This is a genomic window from Streptomyces sp. NBC_00158 (assembly GCF_045160885.1).
Classification (GTDB): domain Bacteria; phylum Actinomycetota; class Actinomycetes; order Streptomycetales; family Streptomycetaceae; genus Streptomyces.
This window is the reverse complement of record NZ_CP108161.1, coordinates 5730744-5751089: the sequence shown is the minus strand read 5'-3', so window position 1 is coordinate 5751089 and position 20346 is coordinate 5730744. Positions and strand designations below refer to the sequence as shown.

13 protein-coding genes are annotated in these 20346 nt (G+C 72.9%); 6 read left to right on the top strand and 7 right to left on the bottom strand.

Annotated elements, in window-relative coordinates; all coding sequences use genetic code 11:
- Nucleotide 1: 1 nt before the first annotated feature.
- From OG553_RS26460 to OG553_RS26450, 3 genes are all read right to left on the bottom strand, one after another.
- Nucleotides 2-2020 (bottom strand): tetratricopeptide repeat protein, encoded by a 2019-nt coding sequence (locus tag OG553_RS26460; RefSeq protein ID WP_405981367.1) that lies wholly within the window; start codon nt 2018-2020, stop codon nt 2-4.
- A gap of 552 nt (nt 2021-2572) precedes the next feature.
- Nucleotides 2573-3205, bottom strand: a complete 633-nt coding sequence (locus OG553_RS26455; RefSeq protein ID WP_405983141.1) for an NUDIX domain-containing protein — start codon at nt 3203-3205, stop codon at nt 2573-2575.
- Between the two features lie 92 nt (nt 3206-3297).
- Nucleotides 3298-4944, bottom strand: coding sequence for a CTP synthase (locus OG553_RS26450; protein ID WP_385770140.1), 1647 nt, complete (start codon nt 4942-4944; stop codon nt 3298-3300).
- Nucleotides 4945-5367: 423 nt separating this feature from the next.
- Here OG553_RS26450 and OG553_RS26445 point away from each other — a divergent pair, with 423 nt between their 5' ends.
- The gene (locus OG553_RS26445) at nt 5368-7197 is read left to right on the top strand and encodes a glycoside hydrolase family 15 protein (protein WP_405981366.1); all 1830 of its coding nucleotides are present in this window, start codon (nt 5368-5370) and stop codon (nt 7195-7197) included.
- Between the two features lie 77 nt (nt 7198-7274).
- Nucleotides 7275-8657, top strand: coding sequence for an FAD-binding protein (locus OG553_RS26440; protein ID WP_405981365.1), 1383 nt, complete (start codon nt 7275-7277; stop codon nt 8655-8657).
- Between the two features lie 10 nt (nt 8658-8667).
- On the opposite strand, the gene OG553_RS26435 is transcribed toward OG553_RS26440, so the two are convergent.
- Both OG553_RS26435 and OG553_RS26430 read right to left on the bottom strand, forming a co-directional pair.
- The gene (locus OG553_RS26435; RefSeq protein WP_405981364.1) at nt 8668-10305 is read right to left on the bottom strand and encodes a flavin monoamine oxidase family protein; all 1638 of its coding nucleotides are present in this window, start codon (nt 10303-10305) and stop codon (nt 8668-8670) included.
- 14 nt (nt 10306-10319) lie between these two features.
- Nucleotides 10320-11885, bottom strand: coding sequence for an APC family permease (locus OG553_RS26430; RefSeq protein WP_405981363.1), 1566 nt, complete (start codon nt 11883-11885; stop codon nt 10320-10322).
- A gap of 221 nt (nt 11886-12106) precedes the next feature.
- Here OG553_RS26430 and OG553_RS26425 point away from each other — a divergent pair, with 221 nt between their 5' ends.
- From OG553_RS26425 to OG553_RS26410, 4 genes are all read left to right on the top strand, one after another.
- On the top strand, nt 12107-13729 hold the full coding sequence (locus tag OG553_RS26425; protein ID WP_405981362.1) for a PucR family transcriptional regulator: 1623 nt from the start codon (nt 12107-12109) through the stop codon (nt 13727-13729).
- 664 nt (nt 13730-14393) lie between these two features.
- Nucleotides 14394-15053: an HAD family hydrolase gene (locus tag OG553_RS26420; RefSeq protein WP_405981361.1), complete on the top strand. Its 660-nt coding sequence runs from the start codon at nt 14394-14396 to the stop codon at nt 15051-15053.
- Between the two features lie 16 nt (nt 15054-15069).
- Nucleotides 15070-16221, top strand: coding sequence for a multiprotein-bridging factor 1 family protein (locus OG553_RS26415; RefSeq protein WP_405981360.1), 1152 nt, complete (start codon nt 15070-15072; stop codon nt 16219-16221).
- Nucleotides 16222-16449: 228 nt separating this feature from the next.
- Nucleotides 16450-16704: a hypothetical protein gene (locus OG553_RS26410; protein ID WP_405981359.1), complete on the top strand. Its 255-nt coding sequence runs from the start codon at nt 16450-16452 to the stop codon at nt 16702-16704.
- A gap of 573 nt (nt 16705-17277) precedes the next feature.
- On the opposite strand, the gene OG553_RS26405 is transcribed toward OG553_RS26410, so the two are convergent.
- Nucleotides 17278-18402: a glycosyltransferase family 4 protein gene (locus tag OG553_RS26405; protein ID WP_405981358.1), complete on the bottom strand. Its 1125-nt coding sequence runs from the start codon at nt 18400-18402 to the stop codon at nt 17278-17280.
- Nucleotides 18403-18548: 146 nt separating this feature from the next.
- Nucleotides 18549-20267, bottom strand: coding sequence for a DNA repair protein RecN (gene recN / locus OG553_RS26400; RefSeq protein WP_405983140.1), 1719 nt, complete (start codon nt 20265-20267; stop codon nt 18549-18551).
- Nucleotides 20268-20346: the final 79 nt, after the last annotated feature.

Here is a 20346-nt window from a genome sequence, read left to right as displayed (position 1 = left end):
TTTAGTCGGACACACTACGGATTTCGCAGGCTGCGGGGTCATCTCCCAGCAATCTGTCCGCCGCCGAACGGTGCAGCCTCGCCGCCGCCGGGTCACCCAGACGGTCCAGCGTGTCGGCCAGCCGGACCTGCAGCGCGGCCTGCAGCCGCTGGTCCCCCGCCCGGCGCGCCAGCTCGATGGCGTCGCGGCAGGTGTGCAGGGATTCCTCGGGCCGGCCGGCGTACTCCTGCACCCGCGCCATCTCGCTCAACGCCTTTGCCTGGCCCGGCACATCGGCCAGCCGGCGGTAGCCCGCGGCGGCCGCGCGCCAGCTGCGCAGGGCCTCCCCGTAGCGGCCCGCGTAGGTGTGCACGTTGCCGAGCCGGCCGTACAGCCGGGCCTCGTCCACGCGCTCCCCGCGCGCCAGGGCGTGCGCCAGGGCGCGGCCGAACCAGTCGGAGGCCCGGGGCCAGTCCGCCAGCTCCTGGTACGCCCCGCCTACGGATTCCATCGCGCGGCCGGTCGCGTACGGGTCCTTCGCGGCCTTCCCCGCGCCCAGCGCGGCCCGGTACCGGGCCAGCGCCTCCTGCGTGCGGCCGGTCTGGGCGTCCAGGTCGGCCAGGTTCAGCAGGGCGGCGGCCCGCTCCCGGTGCAGGCCGCGCCGCTCGGCCACGTCCAGGACCAGGCGGTGCAGCCCGTACAGCTCGGGGGCGGCCGCGTCGGTGCCCCGGTGCCCGGCCAGGGCCCGGACCAGGGCGGAGACCAGCCTGCGGGCCAGGGTGTCCAGCCCGCCGTCCGCCACGGCCAGGTGCGCGGACGCGGTCAGCGCGGGCAGCCGGGTGTCGAGCCAGGTGGCGGCCGCCCGGCGGTCGGGGAAGCGCAGGGCGCGGGGCGTCCCGTCCAGGTGCTCGCGCAGCAGCCCGTCGTCGTCCTCGTCGGTGTCGGCCATGGCCCGGCAGGAGGTCAGCAGCCGTACGGTCCGCTCCAGGGTCCTGGCGCGCGCCAGCTGCACCTCGGCGGGGCGCTCCTTGGTCTCCAGCAGGGCCTGGAGGAAGGGCGCGAGGCAGCCGGGGAGCAGGAAGAGGCCGTCCGGGGCGTGCCGTACGAGGCCCAGCGCGGCGAAGTCCTCCAGGGTGGACTGGGCCGCGGCCACCGAGCAGCCGGCCAGGGCCGAGGCGGTGTGCGAGTCGAGGTACCCGGCCGGGGCGAGCGGCAGCAGGTGCAGGGTGCGGCGGGCCGGCTGCGGCAGGGACTCGTAGACCAGCCGGAAGGCGCGGCCCAGCGGGCCGGTGGTGCCGGGGGGCATGTCGTGGAGCTGCTTGGCGAGGTCGGCGACGGCGGCCTTGGGGTGGGTGGCGAGCCAGCCGCCGGCGAGGGCGAGCGCGGCGGGCAGCCCCCCGCACTCCTCGGCGAGGGCCTCGGCTGCGCGGGGGTCCACGGTGACCCGGGTGTCGCCGATCATCCGGGCGAGCAGGGCGACGGCGGAGGTGGGGTCGAGACCGCCGAGGGTGCAGGGGCGGACGTCGGGGATGCCGGTGAGGGGGCCCTCGGCGGTGACCACGACCAGGCACTCGGGGGTGTCCGGGAGCAGGGCGTCGACCTGCTGCGGGTCGGCGGCGTCGTCGACGAGCAGGATCGCCCGCCGGTCCTTGAGGGCCTCCCGCAGGGCGGCGCTGAGGTCGTCCTCGCCGGCCCCGGGCGGGGTGCGCTCGCCGAGCCCCTCCAGCAGGGTCCGGACGGCCCGCTCGGTGTCGACGGGCTGCCCGCCGGGCTCGGTGAGCCGCACCCGGAGCAGGCCGTCGGGGTACTGGGGGGCGACCTCGCGCACGAACGCCTCCGCGAGCGCGGTCCGCCCGGAGCCGGGCCGCCCGGCGACGAGGAGCACCCGTGCGCGGGGCGCCTTCGCCTTGCGGCCCGAGAGGGTGTCGAGCCCGGTCCGCGCGATGTCCTCGCGCAGCTCCTTGAGCTCACGCCGCCGCCCGACGAAATCCGCCACGGATCCGCTCCTCTCCCTGCCTTCGGGTTGCTGAGCGTAGTTCACGCAGAGCGACGGCCTGCGGGGAGCGCGGCCCGTAGATCGCCCGATCGGATCAGCGGATGTGCCTATTTTTGATGCACCGCTCGCGCCGCTGCGCCGGACTCCGTCCGTCGGGGCCGGGGCGGGGTCGGTTCGGGTGGCGGGTGCCGGTGGGTTGGGTGCGGGTGGGTGGCGCCGCTGCGCGGGGCGAGGTCCCCTACCCTCCCCCAGACTCCGTCCGGGGGGACCCCCACTTCCACCGTTTCCAGGGGCTCCGCCCCTGACCCCGGTACCGGACGCTCCGCGCCCGGTACGCTCAAACGCCGCGCGGGCTGGAAGTTGCCGCGCAGCGGCAAATCCAGCCCCGCCTGGGGGCACCTCCCAGCGGTAGCTGGGGGAGTTTGAGGCGCGGGGGTCTGGGGGCGGAGCCTCCAGGGGGGGTCCGGGCGCAGCCCCGGGGAACGGGCGAAGGGCGGGTAGGGGAGCAGCCCGCGCAGCGGCACAACCCCCCGCACCCGGCACCGGGACCGCACCGGCCACGGCCCGGCACCAGCCCCGCCCCCTCAGCGGCAGCGGCTACGCCTCGTACGGCCGGGCCGGCCAGGGGGCGTCGGCGGGGCGGAGGGCCCCCAGGCCGTCCTCGGAAGCCAGCGCCGCGGTGACGGCCAGGACCCCCGTCACCAGCGCCGGGTTGCCCAGCTCGCCGGCCAGGATCCCGCGGACCAGGTCCTCCCGCGCGACCCAGGCCGTCTCCATGTCGGCCTCCTCCGAGTCGGCCTCCGCGTACCGCTCCCCCTCGGCCTCGGCCACGTCCAGCGCGAGGAAGATCCGGATGGCCTCGTCCGAGCCGCCCGGGGAGGCGAAGTAGTCGGCCAGGACCCGCCAGTCCCCCGCCTTGACGTGCGCCTCCTCGTACAGCTCGCGCTGCGCCGCGTGCAGCGGGTTCTCCCCGGGCACGTCCAGCAGCCCGGCGGGCAGCTCCCACAGCCGGTGCCGGACGGGGTGGCGGTACTGCCGGATGACCAGCACCCGGCCGTCCCCGTCCAGGGCGAGCACGCACACCGATCCCGGGTGCACCTGGTAGTCGCGGCGGGCCACCGAGCCGTCGGGCATCCGTACCTCGTCGGAGTCCACCGCCGTCTTGGCGCCCTGGAAGGGCCGACTGGTCGACAGCGTCTCCCAGGTCTCCGACGTGTCCTTGATGGCGATCCCCATGGCCAGTGCCCTCCACAACGCGCGACAGCCGGGTACGGATGATCCGTACCCGGCTGCCTACGTTACCGAGCGTCAGCTACCGCGCGTCAGCCCTGCTGCTGGCGCTCCACGGCGGCCTTGACCAGGCCCGCGAAGAGCGGGTGCGGCCGGGTCGGGCGGGAGCGGAGCTCCGGGTGGGCCTGGGTGGCCACCAGGTAGGGGTGGACCTCGCGCGGGTACTCGACGTACTCGACGAGCTTGTTGTCCGGGGAGGTGCCGGAGAAGACCAGGCCGGCCTTCTTCTCCAGCTCGCCGCGGTAGGCGTTGTTGACCTCGTAGCGGTGACGGTGGCGCTCGTCGACGTACGCGTCGCCGTAGACCTCGCGCACGATCGAGCCCTCGGCCAGCTTGGCCGTGTACATGCCCAGACGCATGGTGCCGCCCAGGTCGCCCGCGCCCTCGACGAAGGCCAGCTGCTCCTCCATGGTCGAGATGACCGGGTGCGGGGTCGAGGCGTCGAACTCGGTGGAGTTCGCGCCCTCGATGCCGGCCAGGTTGCGCGCGGCCTCGATGACCACGCACTGCAGGCCCAGGCACAGGCCGAGCAGCGGGATCTTGTTCTCGCGGGCGTAGGTGATCGCGCCGACCTTGCCGTTGACACCGCGGTCGCCGAAGCCGCCGGGCACGCAGATCGCGTCCACGTCGCCGAGCTGCGCCGCGGCACCGGCCGGGGTCTTGCAGTCGTCGGAGGTGACCCACTTGATCTGGACGCGGGCCTTGTTGGCGAAGCCGCCGGCGCGCAGCGCCTCGGTCACCGACAGGTAGGCGTCGGGCAGGTCGATGTACTTGCCGACGAGCGCGACCTTGACCTCGTGGTCGGGGTTGTGGACGCGGTCCAGCAGGTCCTCCCACACCGTCCAGTCGACGTCGCGGAAGGGCAGGTCGAGCTTGCGGACGACGTACGCGTCCAGGCCCTCGGTGTGCAGCACCTTCGGGATGTCGTAGATCGACTTGGCGTCGATGGCGGCGACCACGGCGGCCTCGTCCACGTCGCACATCAGCGAGATCTTGCGCTTGATGGAGGTGGGGACGTCGCGGTCGGCGCGCAGCACGATCGCGTCGGGCTGGATGCCGATGTTGCGCAGGGCCGCGACGGAGTGCTGGGTGGGCTTGGTCTTCAGCTCGCCGGAGGGGCCGATGTAGGGCAGCAGCGAGATGTGCACGACGAAGACGTTGTCGCGGCCGACCTCGTGGCGGACCTGGCGGACGGTCTCCAGGAACGGCAGCGACTCGATGTCGCCGACCGTGCCGCCGACCTCGGTGATGACGACGTCGACGTCGTCGGTCGCCATGCGGCGGATGCGGTGCTTGATCTCGTTGGTGATGTGCGGGATGACCTGCACGGTGTCACCGAGGTACTCGCCGCGGCGCTCCTTGGCGATGACCGTGTTGTAGACCTGGCCGGTGGTGACGTTGGCCGAGCCGTCGAGGTCGACGTCGAGGAAGCGCTCGTAGTGGCCGATGTCCAGGTCGGTCTCGGCGCCGTCGTTGGTGACGAACACCTCGCCGTGCTGGAAGGGGTTCATCGTGCCGGGGTCGACGTTCAGGTACGGGTCGAGCTTCTGCATCGTGACCCGCAGGCCGCGCGCCTTCAGCAGCGCACCCAGGCTGGAGGCCGTCAGGCCCTTGCCGAGGGACGAAGCGACACCCCCGGTGACGAAGATGTGCTTGGTCGTCATGGATTTGGGCGGCATCGCCAAGAGGGGGCTCCCGTGGTCGCGAGGTGAGGTGCGTCCGGCGACTTCTCCCGTTTCCGGGGGTGCCGAAGCTGCGGTTTCGGGGCCCCTGATTCGCACAGGCAGACCACCGGTCCACGGGGTACCAGCCTATCAGCGCCCGGGACGGTCCGCCTCCGGGCGCGCTGCGCGGCGCTTCCGGCGGGTCCTCCGGGAGGCCTTTCCCGCAGGTCACCCGTTCGGCCGAGTGACATTGTCCCAATACTTAAGGAGATCACTAGGGTGCGCTCATAACTTGCTCGGATAACGCTGCACATCGCCGCCGAGCGGTCCGGCAGACGGCGTAACAACGCCTGTTCCGGCAATCTAGGACTCGACGCGGGGATCCCTGCGCACAGGAGACCGCGCGACAGCGCATTGCAAGCGCCCTTCGGGGCGGACGTGGCCGTTCGACTGGAGACCAACGTGTCCGGGCGCATCGAGGATTACGCACTGATCGGGGACATGCAGACCGCGGCGCTGGTCTGCCGGGACGGCGCGGTGGACTGGTTGTGTCTGCCACGTTTCGATTCCCATGCCGTCTTCGCGAGCCTTCTGGGGACCGAGGAACACGGGTTCTGGCGCATCGGCCCCGCGTTCCCCGCGGGCGCGGAGCCGCCGCGGGCGGCCCGCCGCCGCTACCGGGGCGACTCCCTGGTGCTGGAGTCGGAGTGGGACACCCCGCGCGGGACCGTCCGCGTCATCGACTTCATGCCGCCGCGCGAGGACCACGCGCCGCAGCTGATCCGCATCGTGGAGGGCGTCAGCGGGCGCGTCCCGATGCGCTCGGCGCTGCGGATGCGCTTCAGCTACGGCCGGGTCGTGCCGTGGGTGCACAAGGTGGACGGGCGCACCGTCGCCGTCGCCGGCCCTGACTCGGTCTGGCTGGACTCCGACGCGCAGACGTACGGCAAGGACCTGACGACGTACTCCGACTTCACGGTCGGACCCGGCGACCGGGTGGCCTTCGCGATCAGCTGGCAGCCCTCCCACAAGGGCGCCCCGGAGACCCCGGACGCCTCGGCGGCGCTGGAGGCGACCAGCGAGTTCTGGCGCGAGTGGGTGGACCTGTGTACGTACCACGGGCCCTACCGTGAGGCCGTGATCCGCTCGCTGATCACCCTCAAGGCCCTCACGTACGCCCCCACGGGCGGGATCGTCGCCGCGCCGACCACCTCCCTCCCGGAGGAGATCGGCGGGGTCCGCAACTGGGACTACCGGTACACGTGGCTGCGCGACGCCGCCATCACCCTGTCCTCGCTGCTGCGCACCGGCTACCGGGGAGAGGCCGCCGCCTGGCGGGACTGGCTGCTGCGCGCGGTGGCCGGCGACCCGGAGAACCTGCAGATCATGTACGGGATCGCCGGTGAGCGCGAGCTGGGCGAGACCGAGCTGGACTGGCTGCCGGGCTACGAGAACTCCGCCCCGGTCCGCGTCGGCAACGGCGCGGCCCACCAGCTCCAGCTCGACGTGTACGGCGAGGTCACCGAGGCCCTGCACCTGGGGCACATGACGGGCCTGGCCCGCAACGACTACGCCTCGGTGCTCCAGCTGAAGCTGATCCGCTACCTGGAGACCCACTGGATGGAGCCGGACGAGGGCATCTGGGAGGTGCGCGGCCCGCGCCGCCACTTCGTGCACTCGAAGGTGATGGCGTGGGTGGCCGTGGACCGGACGATCAAGCTGATCGAGAGCGGGGACGCGGACGGCCCGCTGGAGCGCTGGCGCGAGATGCGCGACGCGATCCACGCCGACGTGTGCGAGAAGGGCTACGACCCGGAACGCAACACCTTCACCCAGTCCTACGGCTCCCGGGAGCTGGACGCCTCCCTGCTGCTGATCCCGCAGATGGGCTTCCTGCCGCCCGACGACAAGCGGGTCATCGGCACCATCGAGGCGATCCAGCGCGAGCTGTCGACCCCGGACGGTTTCATCCTGCGCTACCCGACGGCCGGCGAGGAGGCCGGCGTGGACGGGCTGGAGGGCGACGAGGGGGCCTTCCTGGCGTGCTCGTTCTGGATGGCCGACGACCTCGCGATGATCGGCCGGGTCGACGAGGCCCGCCGGCTCTTCGAGAAGCTGCTGTCGCTCCGCAACGACCTGGGGCTGCTGGCGGAGGAGTGGGACTCCAAGCACGAGCGGCAGGTGGGGAACTTCCCGCAGGCCTTCAGCCACGTCCCGCTGATCGACACGGCACTGCGGCTGACGGCCAGCGGGGCCTACGGCGGCTGAGCGGCCGACGCGCGGGGCCCGGGCCGCCCGCCTAGCCTGTAAGGGTCCTATGCCCTTCACGGGAAAGGGGGGTGGCCATGGCGCCCCTCTCGAAGGCGGGCGCGGCCCTCGCCGCGCTCCGCGAGGATCTGGCCGGCGACGTGTTCGCCCCGGACGACCCGGGGTACGACGAGGCCCGGACCCTGTTCAACGCGATGATCGACCGCCGGCCGGCGGTGATCGCCCAGTGCGCCGGCGCGTCGGACGTCGTGACGGCGGTGCGCTTCGCGCGGGAGCTGGACCTGCCGGTCGCGGTGCGCGGCGGCGGGCACAGCGTCGCGGGGATGTCCCTGAACGACGGCGGCCTGGTCGTGGACCTGCGCCGGATGCACGCGGTGACCGTCCATCCGGCGGCGCGGGCCGCGCACGTCGGCGGCGGCGCCACGATGAGCCACCTGGACCGGGCCTGCGAGCCGTACGCACTGGCGACCACCGGGGGCCGGGCCTCCACCACCGGCGTGGGCGGCTTCGTCCTCGGCGGGGGCACGGGCTGGCTGGACCGGAAGTTCGGCCTGGCGGTGGACAACCTGCTGGGCGTCGACCTGGTCACCGCCGACGGCGAACTGCTGCACGTGACGGCGCAGGACCACCCGGACCTGTTCTGGGGGCTGCACGGCGGCGGCGGGAACTTCGGCATCGCCACCTCGCTGACGCTGCGGCTGCACGAGCTGCCGCAGATGTCGATCGCGTTCCTGCTCTACCTGCCGGAGCGCGGGCCGGAGGTGGTGCGCGCCTTCCGGGACGTCGTCGAGTCGGGTCCGCCGGAGGTGGGCGGCGGGGCGATCTACCTGACGGCGCCGCCCGAGGAGTTCGTCCCGCCGCACCTGGTGGGGCTGCTGCTGTCGGGCGTGCTGCTGACGTACGCGGGCCCCGAGGACGGGCTGCGCAAGCTGGCGGAGCCGCTGCTGGCGATCCCGCACGAGGTGGAGATGGTCACGCCCATCCCGTACGCCGACCTCCAGTGCATGATCGACGACCCGCCGGGGCTGCGGAACTACTGGTCGGCGGAGTACCTGACCGGTGCGCCGGACGCGTACGTGGACCTGTTCTGCGCGCGGGCCGACTCGATGCCGGTGCCGACGGGCACCCAGCACGTGCTGTTCCCGCAGGGCGGGGCGATCGCCTCCGGCCCTGCCGACTACCCGGTCCCCTACCGGGACGCGCCCTGGGCGGTGCACCCGTTCGGGATGTGGGAGGACCCGGCCGACGACGACCGGGTCCGGGAGTGGGTCCGGGAGGTCCGCGCCGACGCCCTGCCGTGGAGCACCGGCGCGGTGTACCTCAACTTCACCGGGGACGAGGGCGCGGACCGGGTGGTGGCCGGCCTGGGCGCCGAGAACATGCGGCGCCTGGGCGAGCTGAAGCGGCGCTACGACCCGGACAACGTCTTCCGCTTCAACCACAACATCAAGCCCTTGTAGGCGCCCCGGCTCAGGTGAGGGCGGCGATCACCTCCCGGGCGGCCCTTTCGCCCTCGGTGGCGCCGCCCTCCATGAAGCCCTGGAAGTCGTAGCTGCAGTGCTCGCCGCCGATGTGGATCCGGCCCTGCGCGGTGCCCTCGTACTTGGCGTAGCGGTGCAGGTAGCCGGTGGGCCAGTAGGAGTACGCGCCGAGCGAGTACGGGTTGCGGTGCCAGGCGGAGAGCTGGGCGCGGCCGGTCCAGGCCGCCTTGGTGCCGGGGTAGAAGGAGTCGATCCCGGTGAGCATCCGGCCCGCGAGGGCGCGTACGTAGGGGTCGGAGTCGGTGGCGAAGGGGCTGCCGGGGGTGAGCGAGCCGGCCAGGCTGCCGCCGCCGTACTGGAGCAGGATGCCGCCGTTGCCCGGCTGGAGCTTGGTGGTGTCCCAGGTCTGCTGGACGTCCAGGTCGGTGAAGCAGTCGCCGGCCGACACCCCGGGCCAGGGGCCGGTGCCGCGCCAGGGGCGGCTGGTGAACTGCATGTTGAGCTTGGTGCAGTAGCCCATGCGGGCGTCCCGCAGGAGGTTGCGCATGAGGGGGTCGAAGCCGGCCTGGGAGGTGTCGAGGCGCTGGAGGACGGGCAGCGGCAGGCACAGGACCGTGTGGTCGGCGACGGCGGTCCGGGTGGCGCCGGAGTCGTCGAAGGTGAGGGTCTGGGTGCCGTCGGCGTTGGCTCGGACTGCGAGCAGCGAGCGGCCCATCACGAGCGTGCCGGGGGTCAGGGCCGCGGCGATGGCGTTCGGCAGCCGGTCGTTGCCGCCGACGACGTGGTAGCGCTCGTTGGACAGGCCCCACACGTTGAAGTTGCCGGGGTTGGGCTGGTAGCCCATCAGCAGGACGAGGGCGAGGGCCGACTGCTGGTCGGTGTCGGCCCCGTACTCGACGTTGTACGCCACGTCGATGAACCGGCCGAGCTGCGAGCCGTGGCCGCCGGGGATCCGGGTCTCGATCCACTCGTGGAGGGTCATGTCGTCCAGGGCGGTCCCGGCGGGGGTGGAGCTGTTCCAGCTGACCTCGCCGGCTTGCTGGAGGTCGCGGCGCAGGGCCTGGTAGACGGCTTTGAAGTCCTCGTCGGCCTGGTTGCGGGAGTAGTAGGTCCCGTTGAACCACAGGACTTCCTCGGCCCCGTTCGGGCCGCCGCCGAGGAAGTCCTCGACGGGCAGGTCGAAGCGGCGGCACAGTTCCAGGATCTTCTTGTGGCTGGTGTCGATCAGCTCGCCGCCGATCTCGGAGGTCTGTCCGTACGCCCACAGGGAGCGCTGGGTCCACATGCGGCCGCCGACGCGGGCCGGGTTGGCCTCGTAGAGGGTGCAGGGGACGCCCGCGTCCTGGAGGGTGAGCGCGGCGGTGAGGCCGGAGATCCCGGCGCCGACGACGGCGACGCGGGCGGGGGCGGCGGGCTTCTTGGCGGGGGTGGTGTCCGCGGCGTACGCGGTGGCGGCGACCGTCGCGGAGGAGGCCAGGGCGGTGCCGAGGCCGAGCGCGGCGGCCCGGGAGAGGAGTTCGCGGCGGGTGGAGCCGCGCACCTCGGCGACGGGCAGCCGCAGCCGGCGGGCGGCGGCGTGTTCGGCGGCGAGCCTCTGGAGCGCGTTCATCAGTGGGGTACGGGCCATGGCGGTGGCTCCTCCTACGCGTTCGCTGCGGTGGGGGTGGTGGGGGCGGGCTCGTCGGTGCGTTCGGCGGAGTCCTCCAGGACGACCCGGCCGATGACCTCGTAGCGGGCGGGGGCCTTGAACTTCAGCCACAGGCCGAGACCGAGACCGCCGAAGAAGACGGTCCCGACGATCCACGGGATCAGCGCGAAGAAGAACGAGTCGGCGGCGAGCCCGGCCGCCGTCCTCATGTTGACCAGCAGCAGGACGACCACGCCCGCCATGGCGACGCCTCCGGCCAGCGGGGCCGTGAAGGTGCGGAACCAGTGCCGGTCCTCGGGGTGGTTCTTGCGGAAGTAGCCGATCACCGCGAAGGAGCAGAGCGTCTGGACGATGAGGATCGCCATCGTGCCGAGGATCGCGAGCAGCGTGTAGAGGTGGACGTACGGGTCCTGCCCGGTCAGCCAGAACAGCCCGACCAGGCCGGTGGCGATGGCGGTCTGCACCATGGAGGAGACGTACGGGGACCCGTGCTTGGCGTGCGTACGGCCGAGGGCCGGGTGCAGGAAGCCCTCGCGGCCGATGGCGTAGAGGTAGCGGGCGGCGCACTGGTGGAAGGCCATGCCGCAGGCGAAGGAGCCGGTGAGCAGCAGCCACTGGAAGGCGTCCACGGCCCAGGCGCCGATGAAGGCGTGCGTGGGGGCGAAGAAGAGGTCGAGCGGGCTCGTGGAGGCCGAGAGCTCCACCGACTTGGAGAGGCCGTTGCCCGCGATGGTCATCCAGGAGACGTAGATGTAGAAGAGGCCCACGCCGACGACGGAGATGATGGTGGCCTTGGGGATGACCCGCTTGGGGTCGCGGGACTCCTCGCCGTACATGGCGGTGGACTCGAATCCGACCCAGGACCAGAAGGCGAAGAAGAGGCCGAGTCCGGCGGAGGCGCCGGTGAAGACGTTCTTCGGGTTGACCGGCTCGACGGGGATCCCGTCCGGGCCGCCGCCCGCGATCAGTACGGCGGTGGCCACGGCGAAGAGGACCGCGATCTCGGCGACGAGCATCACGCCGAGGGCCTTGGCGGTGAGGTTGATGTCGAAGTGGGCGAGGACGGCGGTGACGGCGATCATGCCGGCCGCGTAGAGGATCCACGGCAGGTCGATGCCGAGCTGGTCGTGGACGGTCGTCTTCGCGAAGTAGGAGAAGACGCCGACGATCGAGGCCTCGAAGACGATGTACGCGAGGACGGCGAGCATCCCGGAGGCCATGCCGGCGATCCGGCCGAGGCCGTGCGAGATGTATCCGTAGAAGGCTCCGGCGGCGGTGATCCGCTTGGCCATGGCCACGTAGCCGACCGCGAAGACGGTGAGGACGACGGTCGCGAAGAGGTACCCGGCGGGAGCGCCGGTGCCGTTGCCGAAGCCGACCGCGATGGGGAGGTTGCCGGTCATCGCGGTGATCGGCGCGGCGGTGGCGACCGCCATGAAGACGACGCCGACGAGGCCTACGGAGTTGGCCTTCAGGCGCTGGACCGGGGGCGTGGCCCCGGCGGCGGGCCCGGGCGTGGCGCCGGCAGCGGGGGGAGGCGTGGCACTGGCTCTGCTCATTGGTCCTCGTTCCTGCTTCGTGGTCTGGCTTCGTGGTCCGGCTTCGTGTGCTGTGTCCGAGGGCCGACACTCTCCACCGGAGTGACGCACGCCACAATCGGCACGCGGTCCGATAATCTCCTTGCCGGGGCGACGAGTTGTCGGTCCGGACGGGGGGCATATCGGGCTCCGTAACCGCCCGGTGATGTGTTCGGAACAGGGCGGCCGGTAGCGTCCGCGATATGGACAACCAGGGCGGAATCACGGTTCAGCGGGCACTTGAGCTGCCGGGGCTGCGCAGCGGGCTCCCGGAGGTCGTCGCCTGCGCCGACCGGCTGGGACGGACCGTGCGCTGGGTGCACGCCGGCGAGGTGCCGAACATCGCCTCACTGCTCAAGGGCGGCGAGCTGCTGCTCACCACCGGCCTCGGGCTCGGCACCCGGCCGGCCGAACAGCGCGCCTTCGTACGCCGCCTCGCGGACCGGGGCATCGCCGCACTGGTGGTGGAACTGGGCCCGCGCTTCACCCGGCTGCCCGCCACCATCGTCGAGACGGCCAAGGCCGCCGGGCTGCCCCTGGTCCAACTCCACCGCGAGGTGCCGTTCGTGACGGTGACGGAGGAGGTCCACACCGAGATCGTCAACGGCCACTACGCCCTGCTCCAGCGGGCCGAGGAGGTCCACCGGCGCTGTACGGAGGCCCTGCTGGGCGGCGGCGGGATCCCCCAGGTGCTGCGCATCCTGGCCGACTTCACCGGCAACCCGGTCTTCCTGGAGACCCCGGACGGCCAACTCCTCTACGCGGCCGGACCCCTGGCCGGGGAGGCGGCGGCCGACCCGCTCCAAGTGTGGGAGGGGCTGCGCGGACAGCGCACGGCCGAACCGTCGGCGAACGCGGTGGTGGTCGACGTACCGGGCGGCGGCCACGGCACCGGATCGGTCCGCGCGCGGGTCGTCCTGGCCGGGGTGTCCGCGCCACTGCTGCCGGTGCACCGGATGGCGGCGGAGCGCACGGCTGGGGTCCTCGCGGTCGTGCTGATGCAGGCCCGGCAGGAGGAGGAACTGGCCGCGCGCGGCCGCGGCGACTTCCTCACGGACCTGGCGGAGGGCCGGATCTCCGCGGAGGACGCCCCCGCGCAGGCCAAGGTCCTGGGCTTCCGGCCGGGGACGGGGCCGCTGCTGCCGATCGTGATGCGGCTCTCCACGGAACTGGGGGCCTCGGGGAACTGGGCGGTGCTGGCCCGGGCCGTACTGGAGGAGCTGTCCTCGGTCGGGGTGCCGGTGCTGCTCGGCGTCCGCCCGGTCGAGGGCCGGGTGCCGCTGCTGGTCTCCCTGCGCACCGAGTCGGAACGCACGGCCGTCGCCGACCGGGTCGCCGCCGCGCTGCGGGCCGGTGTCGAACGGGCCGGACTCGACCGGGCCTCCGCCCCGCCGGCCGTGGTCGTCGGCGTCGCGGGCGGCTGGGCGGCCGCCTCCTCGGGCCTGCGGCACGCCGCCGAGACCGCCACCGCCGCCCACGGCCTGCCGGCCCGGCCCTGGTACGACGCCCGCCGCCTGGACATCGACCTGCTGCTGTGGCGCCTGCGCGAACACCCGGACCTGGCGGCGTTCGTGGACCGCGCGATCGGCGCCCTCCGGGTCCACGACGCCACGTCCCGCCCGCCGCTGCTCCCGACGCTGGAAACGTACCTGGCCCACGCGGGCCGCAAGGCGGAGACCGCCCGCGAGCTCCACCTGAACCGCCAGACCCTGTACAACCGCCTGGCCCGCATCTCGGAACTCCTGGGCACGGACCTGGACGACCCCGAAACGGTCCTGTCCCTGAGCCTGGCCCTGCGAGCCCGGAGGCACACGGCTTCGTCGTGAGGGGGTGCTCGCCGCGGGGCGCGGGCCCGCTATCTCCCCCGCGAGGCACCGGCCTCGGTCGGTGGCTGCCCACCCGCCTCCCTGGGTGCGGGGCGGTGGGCGGGTGGGCGGTATCCCCTCGGACGGTCTCAGAGCAGGTTGGGGGCTTCCCGTCAGTCCCATCGTCCTTCCGCGTCGGGCCGACCTGTCAAGGGCGCTCCCTTCGGTCGCGTCGCTACGCGATCGCCTTCGGCGACCCTTGACAGACCGACCCGCCACGGAAAGCCGAAAGACTGCCGGGAAACCCCCAAAGAAACGGCACGGTCCATGATCAAGGGACGGGCTCTCAGCGATGCGGCGAGGGGCCGGGGCCCGGCCCGCCGGGCAGCCGGCACCCGAATCGCTTATCGGGGACTGGGGCGCGACTACCTGCACGAGAGGTTGATCAGAGCCCCCTCCGGAGCACCCGAGCGCGTCAGATCGCTACGCGCTCCTCCCGGCCGAGCGTCCAGCGACCGTCTGGGGCTTATACCTGCACCAAAAGTCGATCAGAGCAGCGCGGAAGCGCAGGGGCGCGTCAGATCGCTACGCGCTTCTCTTGGCTTGTCGTCCAGCGGCCGTCTGGGGCTGGTCAAATGCGGCTGCGGGTTCTTCCTCCCGGGGCCGGTGTCAGTAGGCTGGCCGAATGATTCGGACGGTCGTTCTGGACATCGGCGAGACGCTCACCCGGGACGACCGCTACTGGGCGGCTTGGGCCGACTGGCTCGGTGTGTCCCGGCATACTCTTTCCGCCCTGGTCGGTGCCGTGGTCGTGGACGGCAGGGACAACGCGGACGCGATCCGCATGCTGCGCCCGGGCGTTGACATCTCCGCCGAGTACGCCGCGCGGGCCGCCGCTGGGCTGGGTGAGCGGCTCGACGAGTCGGACCTCTACGAGGACGTCCGGCCGGCACTGTCGGCGCTTCGTGACGCAGGGGTGCGCGTGGTCATCGCGGGCAACCAGAGTCGACTGGCGGGAGATCTGCTGCGCGCGCTCGACCTGCCGGCGGATGTGGTCGTCACCTCGGGCGAGTGGGGTGTGGCGAAGCCTGCGCGTAGGTTCTTCGAGCGAGTGCTGGCGGTGTCGGGAAGTCCTGCGGCCCAAACGCTGTACGTCGGCGACCACCCGGCCAATGACATCCATCCGGCGCGGGCGGCCGGGCTGCGGACCGCACACCTGCGACGGGGGCCCTGGGGACACTGGTGGGCTGATGATCCCGCGGTGAGGGCCGCGGCGGACTGGTCCATCGACTCCCTCGTGGAGCTGTCCGACATCGTCAAACAGCAGGTATCCCCCTCTGGTTGAGCACTACGGTGCGCGCATGGCCGAACACATCGGGCAGCGCATCGCCTCACGGCGCCGGGCCCGGCGCATGACGCAAGCCGATCTCGCCCGAGAAGCGCACGTCTCGCTTTCGATGGTCAAGGCGTGTGAGCGGGGTGTGCGCATGCCCGGCGCGTCGACGCTGGAGGCGATCGCAGCCGCGCTCGCCGTGGATGCTTCCCGTCTCGACCCTGCGTACACGGGGACGAGCAGCAGGGTCCACGCCGCTCTTCCGGCGATCTCTGCGGCCATCGCCGGATACGAGTACGCCCTTGACCCGCCACGGAGCACGCTGGACCAGATTCGCAGTGAGGTCGCTGCCGCGGTGGAGTGGCGCCTCGCCGCCCAGTACCGGCTGATCGCCACCCAGGCGCCCCGGATCCTGGGGGAAGTGCTGGCCCATCTGCACAGGGGCGAAGCCGCCCGACTGGTGGTGGCAGCCGCCCGGGCGGCTGACGCAGTGGCCTACAAGTACGGGGCGCACGACCTCTCGGCTCGGCTGATCGACGTGATGCGATGGGCAGCGCTCCAGGCCGAAGACCCGGTTGTGTCCGCCACCGTCGCTTACGTTCAGGCGGAAACATTCCTTGCCGCGCATGCTCATCGCGCCGGACAGATCGTGCTGGAGCGCGCGCTGGATGCGACGCCTGCGCCGCTCGATGAGTTGTCGACCGCCGCAATCGGTGCGCTGCACATGCGGACAGCCGTGGTGGCCGCGCGCGCAGGCGATCCGGACGCCGCGGACAGCCACTTACGAGAGGCCAGGGCACTCGCGGACCGCCTTCCGGAAGGTGTGTACCTCGGCACCGCGTTCGGACCGTCCAGCGTCCGTATCCACGAGGTGGCTCTCGCCGTCAGCCTCGGCCAGGACCACATCGGCCGTGCCCTCGACGTTGCCCGTGGCTGGAGTCCGGGCAATGAGATCCCGGCGGAACGCCGGTCCGGATTCTGGATCGAGGTCGCACGGGCGCAGCTGTGGTCGGGGGATCCGGACGATGCCTTCGAGTCCCTCAAGACGGCCCGCCGACACGCGCCGCAGCATGTGCGCCAGCATCCCTGGGCCCGAGAAGACATCGCAACGATCCGTCGGCTCAAACGCGCTGATGCGGAGTCCCTGACGGCGTACGCCGAGTGGATCGGTGCGGTCTGAGCAACCCTCCGGAGGGGATACACGATGTGTCCCTTGGGCCCCTTGCGGTAGCCCACCATCTGTCTGCCCCACCGCACAGGCAGATGAGAGGGACCATGACCACGGACATCAGACTTCACGGTGAATCCTGCCGGGCATGCGGCGAAGTACGGACGCCCAGCCCGGACCTGCTCACTCGCGCCTGGGCCGGCTGGCAACGCTTCCTCGCCTCCATCGAGGAGCATGCCGATGAGTGAGCAGTACGAGTACGTCCCCCACCGCCTCCTCCGCCGACGCGTCCGCGACATCGCCTCCGGCGCCGAAGGCGTCCTCATGGCCGTGATCAACGAGAACGTCTCGGACACCGGCATCGAACGCTGGATGGAGCTCGCCTACATCCGAGGCGCCTCGGGCCGCGAATTCACCACCGCCGCCACCAACGTCCAACCCGCCCCGGACCAGCCCAAGACGGCCGCCGGCCGCCGAGATCAGAGAAGCACGTAGCGATCTGACGCGCCCCCCGCGCACCCTGGGCTGCTCTGTTCGTCCTTTCGTGCAGGTATCCGCCACAGGCGGTCGACGGACGCCGAGACGAGAGGAGCGCGTAGCGATCTGGGGCGCTTGGGGGCTCCGCAGAGCGCTCGGGCCGACCTTTCGTGCAGGTAGCCGCGCCCCTGACCCGGAATCAGGACTTCTGACGGCTCGGATGCCCAGCCGACCGGCTTCCGGCCCCTCGCCTGAACGCTGACGAGGCCGCCCCTCTCCTCCTGCCCCGTGACCGTTCTTTTGGGGGGTTTCCCGGCAGTTCTTCGGCTTTCCGTGGCGGGTCGGCCTGTCAAGGGTGGCCGAAGGCCATCGCGAAGCGACGCGACCGAAGGGAGCGCCCTTGACAGGCCGTCCCGACACGGAAGGACGATGGGACTGACGGGAAACCCCCAAGGCCGCACTGAGACCGCCCGGGGGGATCCCGCCTACCCGGCCACCGGCCCGCAGACGAGGGGGCGGGTGGGCAACCACCGACCGGGCCCGGGGGGTCGAGGGGGAGATAGCGGGCCCGCGCGTCAGCCCGTCAGCCCGTCACGGGATCGGCCGGTCCATCAGTTCGTCGTACACCGCGAGGACCTGCGCCACCGTGTCGTCCTCCGACGGCCACGTCGCCGCCTGGGCGCGGCCCGCCTCCGCGAGGGCGGCCCGGCGGTCCGGGTCGTCCAGGAGGGCCGCCACCGCGCCCGCCAGCGCGCCCGAGTCGCCGTACGGGACCAGGACGGCGGCGTCGCCGACCAGTTCCGGGACCGCGCCGACCTCGGTGGCCACCAGGGCCACCCCCGCCCGCAGGGCTTCCTGCGCCAGCAGGGACCGGCCCTCCCAGCGGCTGGGGAGGACGGCGACGTCCGCCGCCGCAAGCAGCCGGTCGGCGTCCCGGCGGCGGCCCAGCAGCCGGACCGGGAGGCCCTCTTCCTCGATGCGGCGGGTCAGTTCGGGCCGCAGCGGGCCCTCCCCCGCGATCACCAGCAGCGGCAGCGGCTCCATGACCCGCCACGCCCGTGCCGCGTCCAGCAGGACGGAGTACCCGCGGCGCGCCACCAGGCTGCCGACCGCGATGATCAGCGGCCGTTCCACCGCGCCGAGTTCCGCCCGGGTCTTGCCCGCGTCGGGGAGCGCCGCCGCGGCCGGTACGGCGACGGCCGCCAGCCGCGCGTCCCGCGCCCCGCGCCGCCGTGCGAGGTCGACCTGGTCGGAGGAGGAGCCCAGCACCACCGCCGCGGCCCGGGCCACGTGCCGTTCCAGGAGCCGGCTCAGCCGACCCAGCGGCCCCGCGGGCTCCGGGGCGCTGCCGTGCCAGGTCACCACCAGCGGCACCCGCCGCTCCCGTCCGCGCCCGCCGCGCAGCGCCAGTGCGGCCCGCATCCCGGCCCGGATCCCGTGGGCGTGCACCACGTCGGCCCCGGCGCACGCGGCGCGCAGGGCGCCCGCCGCGTCGGGGGTGAACTCCGCGCCGGCGCCGGTGAAGTCGTACTCCCCTTCGGCCGCGACGGGGGCGCACACGGTGACCCGTACGCCCCTCGCGGCCAGCCCCGTCGTCAGGGACCGCACGTGCGCGCTGCTGCCCGCGCCCGCACCGCCGAGGACCTGGACGGTACGCAGCGGGGACCGCCCGTACGGCTGTGCGGGGGCCGGGAAGGAGGCCGGGGAGCTGCTCACGGGCCGTAGCTCCAGGGTGAGGAGTCAGAGTCGTCGCCCAGGATGCCAGTCCGCACGCGCGTTCCGGGACCATACGGGTGCGGATCCCGTACGAGATACCGCAGTGCGCCCCCCAGCCTCACCCACACGGGCTAACGATCCCGTCGTCACGCGTCGGCGCGCGCCGCCTCCAGCAGTTCCTCGGCGTGGGCCCGGGCGGTCTGGGAGTCCTCCTGGCCGGCCAGCATCCGCGACAGCTCGCGGATGCGGTCCTCGCCCTCCAGGACCGTCACGCCGGAGCGGGTGACCGATCCGTCGACGGTCTTCTCCACCAGCAGCTGGCGGTCGGCGAAGGCCGCGACCTGGGGCAGGTGGGTGACGACCACGACCTGCGCGGACTTGGCGAGCTTCGCGAGCCGCCGCCCGATCTCGACGGCGGCCTTGCCGCCGACGCCCGCGTCGACCTCGTCGAAGAGGTACGTGGGCACGGGGGTGGTGCCGGCGAAGACGACCTCGACGGCCAGCATGACCCGGGAGAGCTCGCCGCCGGAGGCGCCCTTGGCGATCGGACGGGGCTGGGCGCCGGGGTGCGGGGCGAGCAGCAGCTCGACCTCGTCGGCGCCCGCGGGCCCGTACGCGACCGTCCGCCCGCCGACCTCGACGCCCTCGGGGTCCTCGGTCTGGCGGATGTCGATGGTCACCCGGGCGTGCGGCATGGCCAGGGAGGCCAGCTCGGCGGTGACCGCGGCGGCGAAGCGCTCCGCGGCCTCCGTCCGGGCGTCCGTCAGGGCCTGCGCCAGCAGCGACAGCTCCTCGCGCAGGGCGTCCCGCTCGGCGGTCAGCTCGGTGATCCGCTCGTCGTCGCCGTCCAGCTCCAGCAGTCGCGCAGAGCCCTTCTGGGCCCAGTCGAGCACCGAGTCGACGGACTCCCCGTACTTGCGGGTCAGCTGGGTCAGGGCGGCCCGGCGTTCTTCCACGGCGGCCAGCCGCAGCGGGTCGGCGTCCAGGTCGTCGGCGTACCCGGCGAGTTCCCCGGCGACGTCGGCGAGCAGGATGCCCAGCTCCCCGATCCGGTCGGCGAGCCCGCCGAGCGCCGGGTCGTGGGAGCGTACGGACTCCAGCGCGCGGTGGGCGCCGGCGACGAGGGTGTTGGCGTCGACGCCCTCCGGGTCCTCCACGTCGCCGGCCAGCGCCGCGTGGGCGGCCTGCGCGGCGGAGGCCAGGGACTCGGCGTGCCCGAGCCGTTCGGCTTCGGCCGCGAGCTCGGCGTCCTCGCCGGGCAGCGGTTCGACGGCGGCGATCTCGTCCAGCCCGAAGCGCAGCAGGTCCGCCTCCTGCGCCCGTTCGCGGGCGCGGGTGGTGATGGTGTCCAGCTCGTTGGTGGCGGCGCGCAGCCGCCGGTACGCGCCGGCGTACTTCTCCAGGGGGACGGTGACGGCGTCGCCGGCGTACCGGTCGAGGGCCTGGCGCTGGCGGGCCGGGCGCAGCAGGCCCTGCTGGTCGGTCTGGCCGTGGACGGCGACGAGTTCGTCGGCGAGTTCGGAGAGCAGGCCGACGGGCACGGAGCGGCCGCCGACGTGGGCGCGGGAGCGCCCCTCGGCGGACACGGTCCGGCTGATCAGCAGGGCGCCGTCGTCGAGCTCGGCCCCGGCCTCCTCGGCGCGTACGGCGGCGGGGGCGTCCGGGCGCATGACGACGCGCCCCTCGACCACCGCGGCCTTGGCCCCGATCCGTACCAGGGCGGGGTCGGCGCGGCCGCCGAGCAGCAGCCCGAGGCTGGTGACGACCATCGTCTTGCCCGCACCGGTCTCGCCGGTCACCGCGGTGAAACCGGGCGACAGCTCGACCACAGCGTCGTCGATGACCCCGAGCGACCGTATCCGCATCTCCTCAAGCACGGGACGACCATACCGAGGTTTCACGGGTGCCATGTGACCTCACCCGCCCGAAGTTTCTCGAACGAAT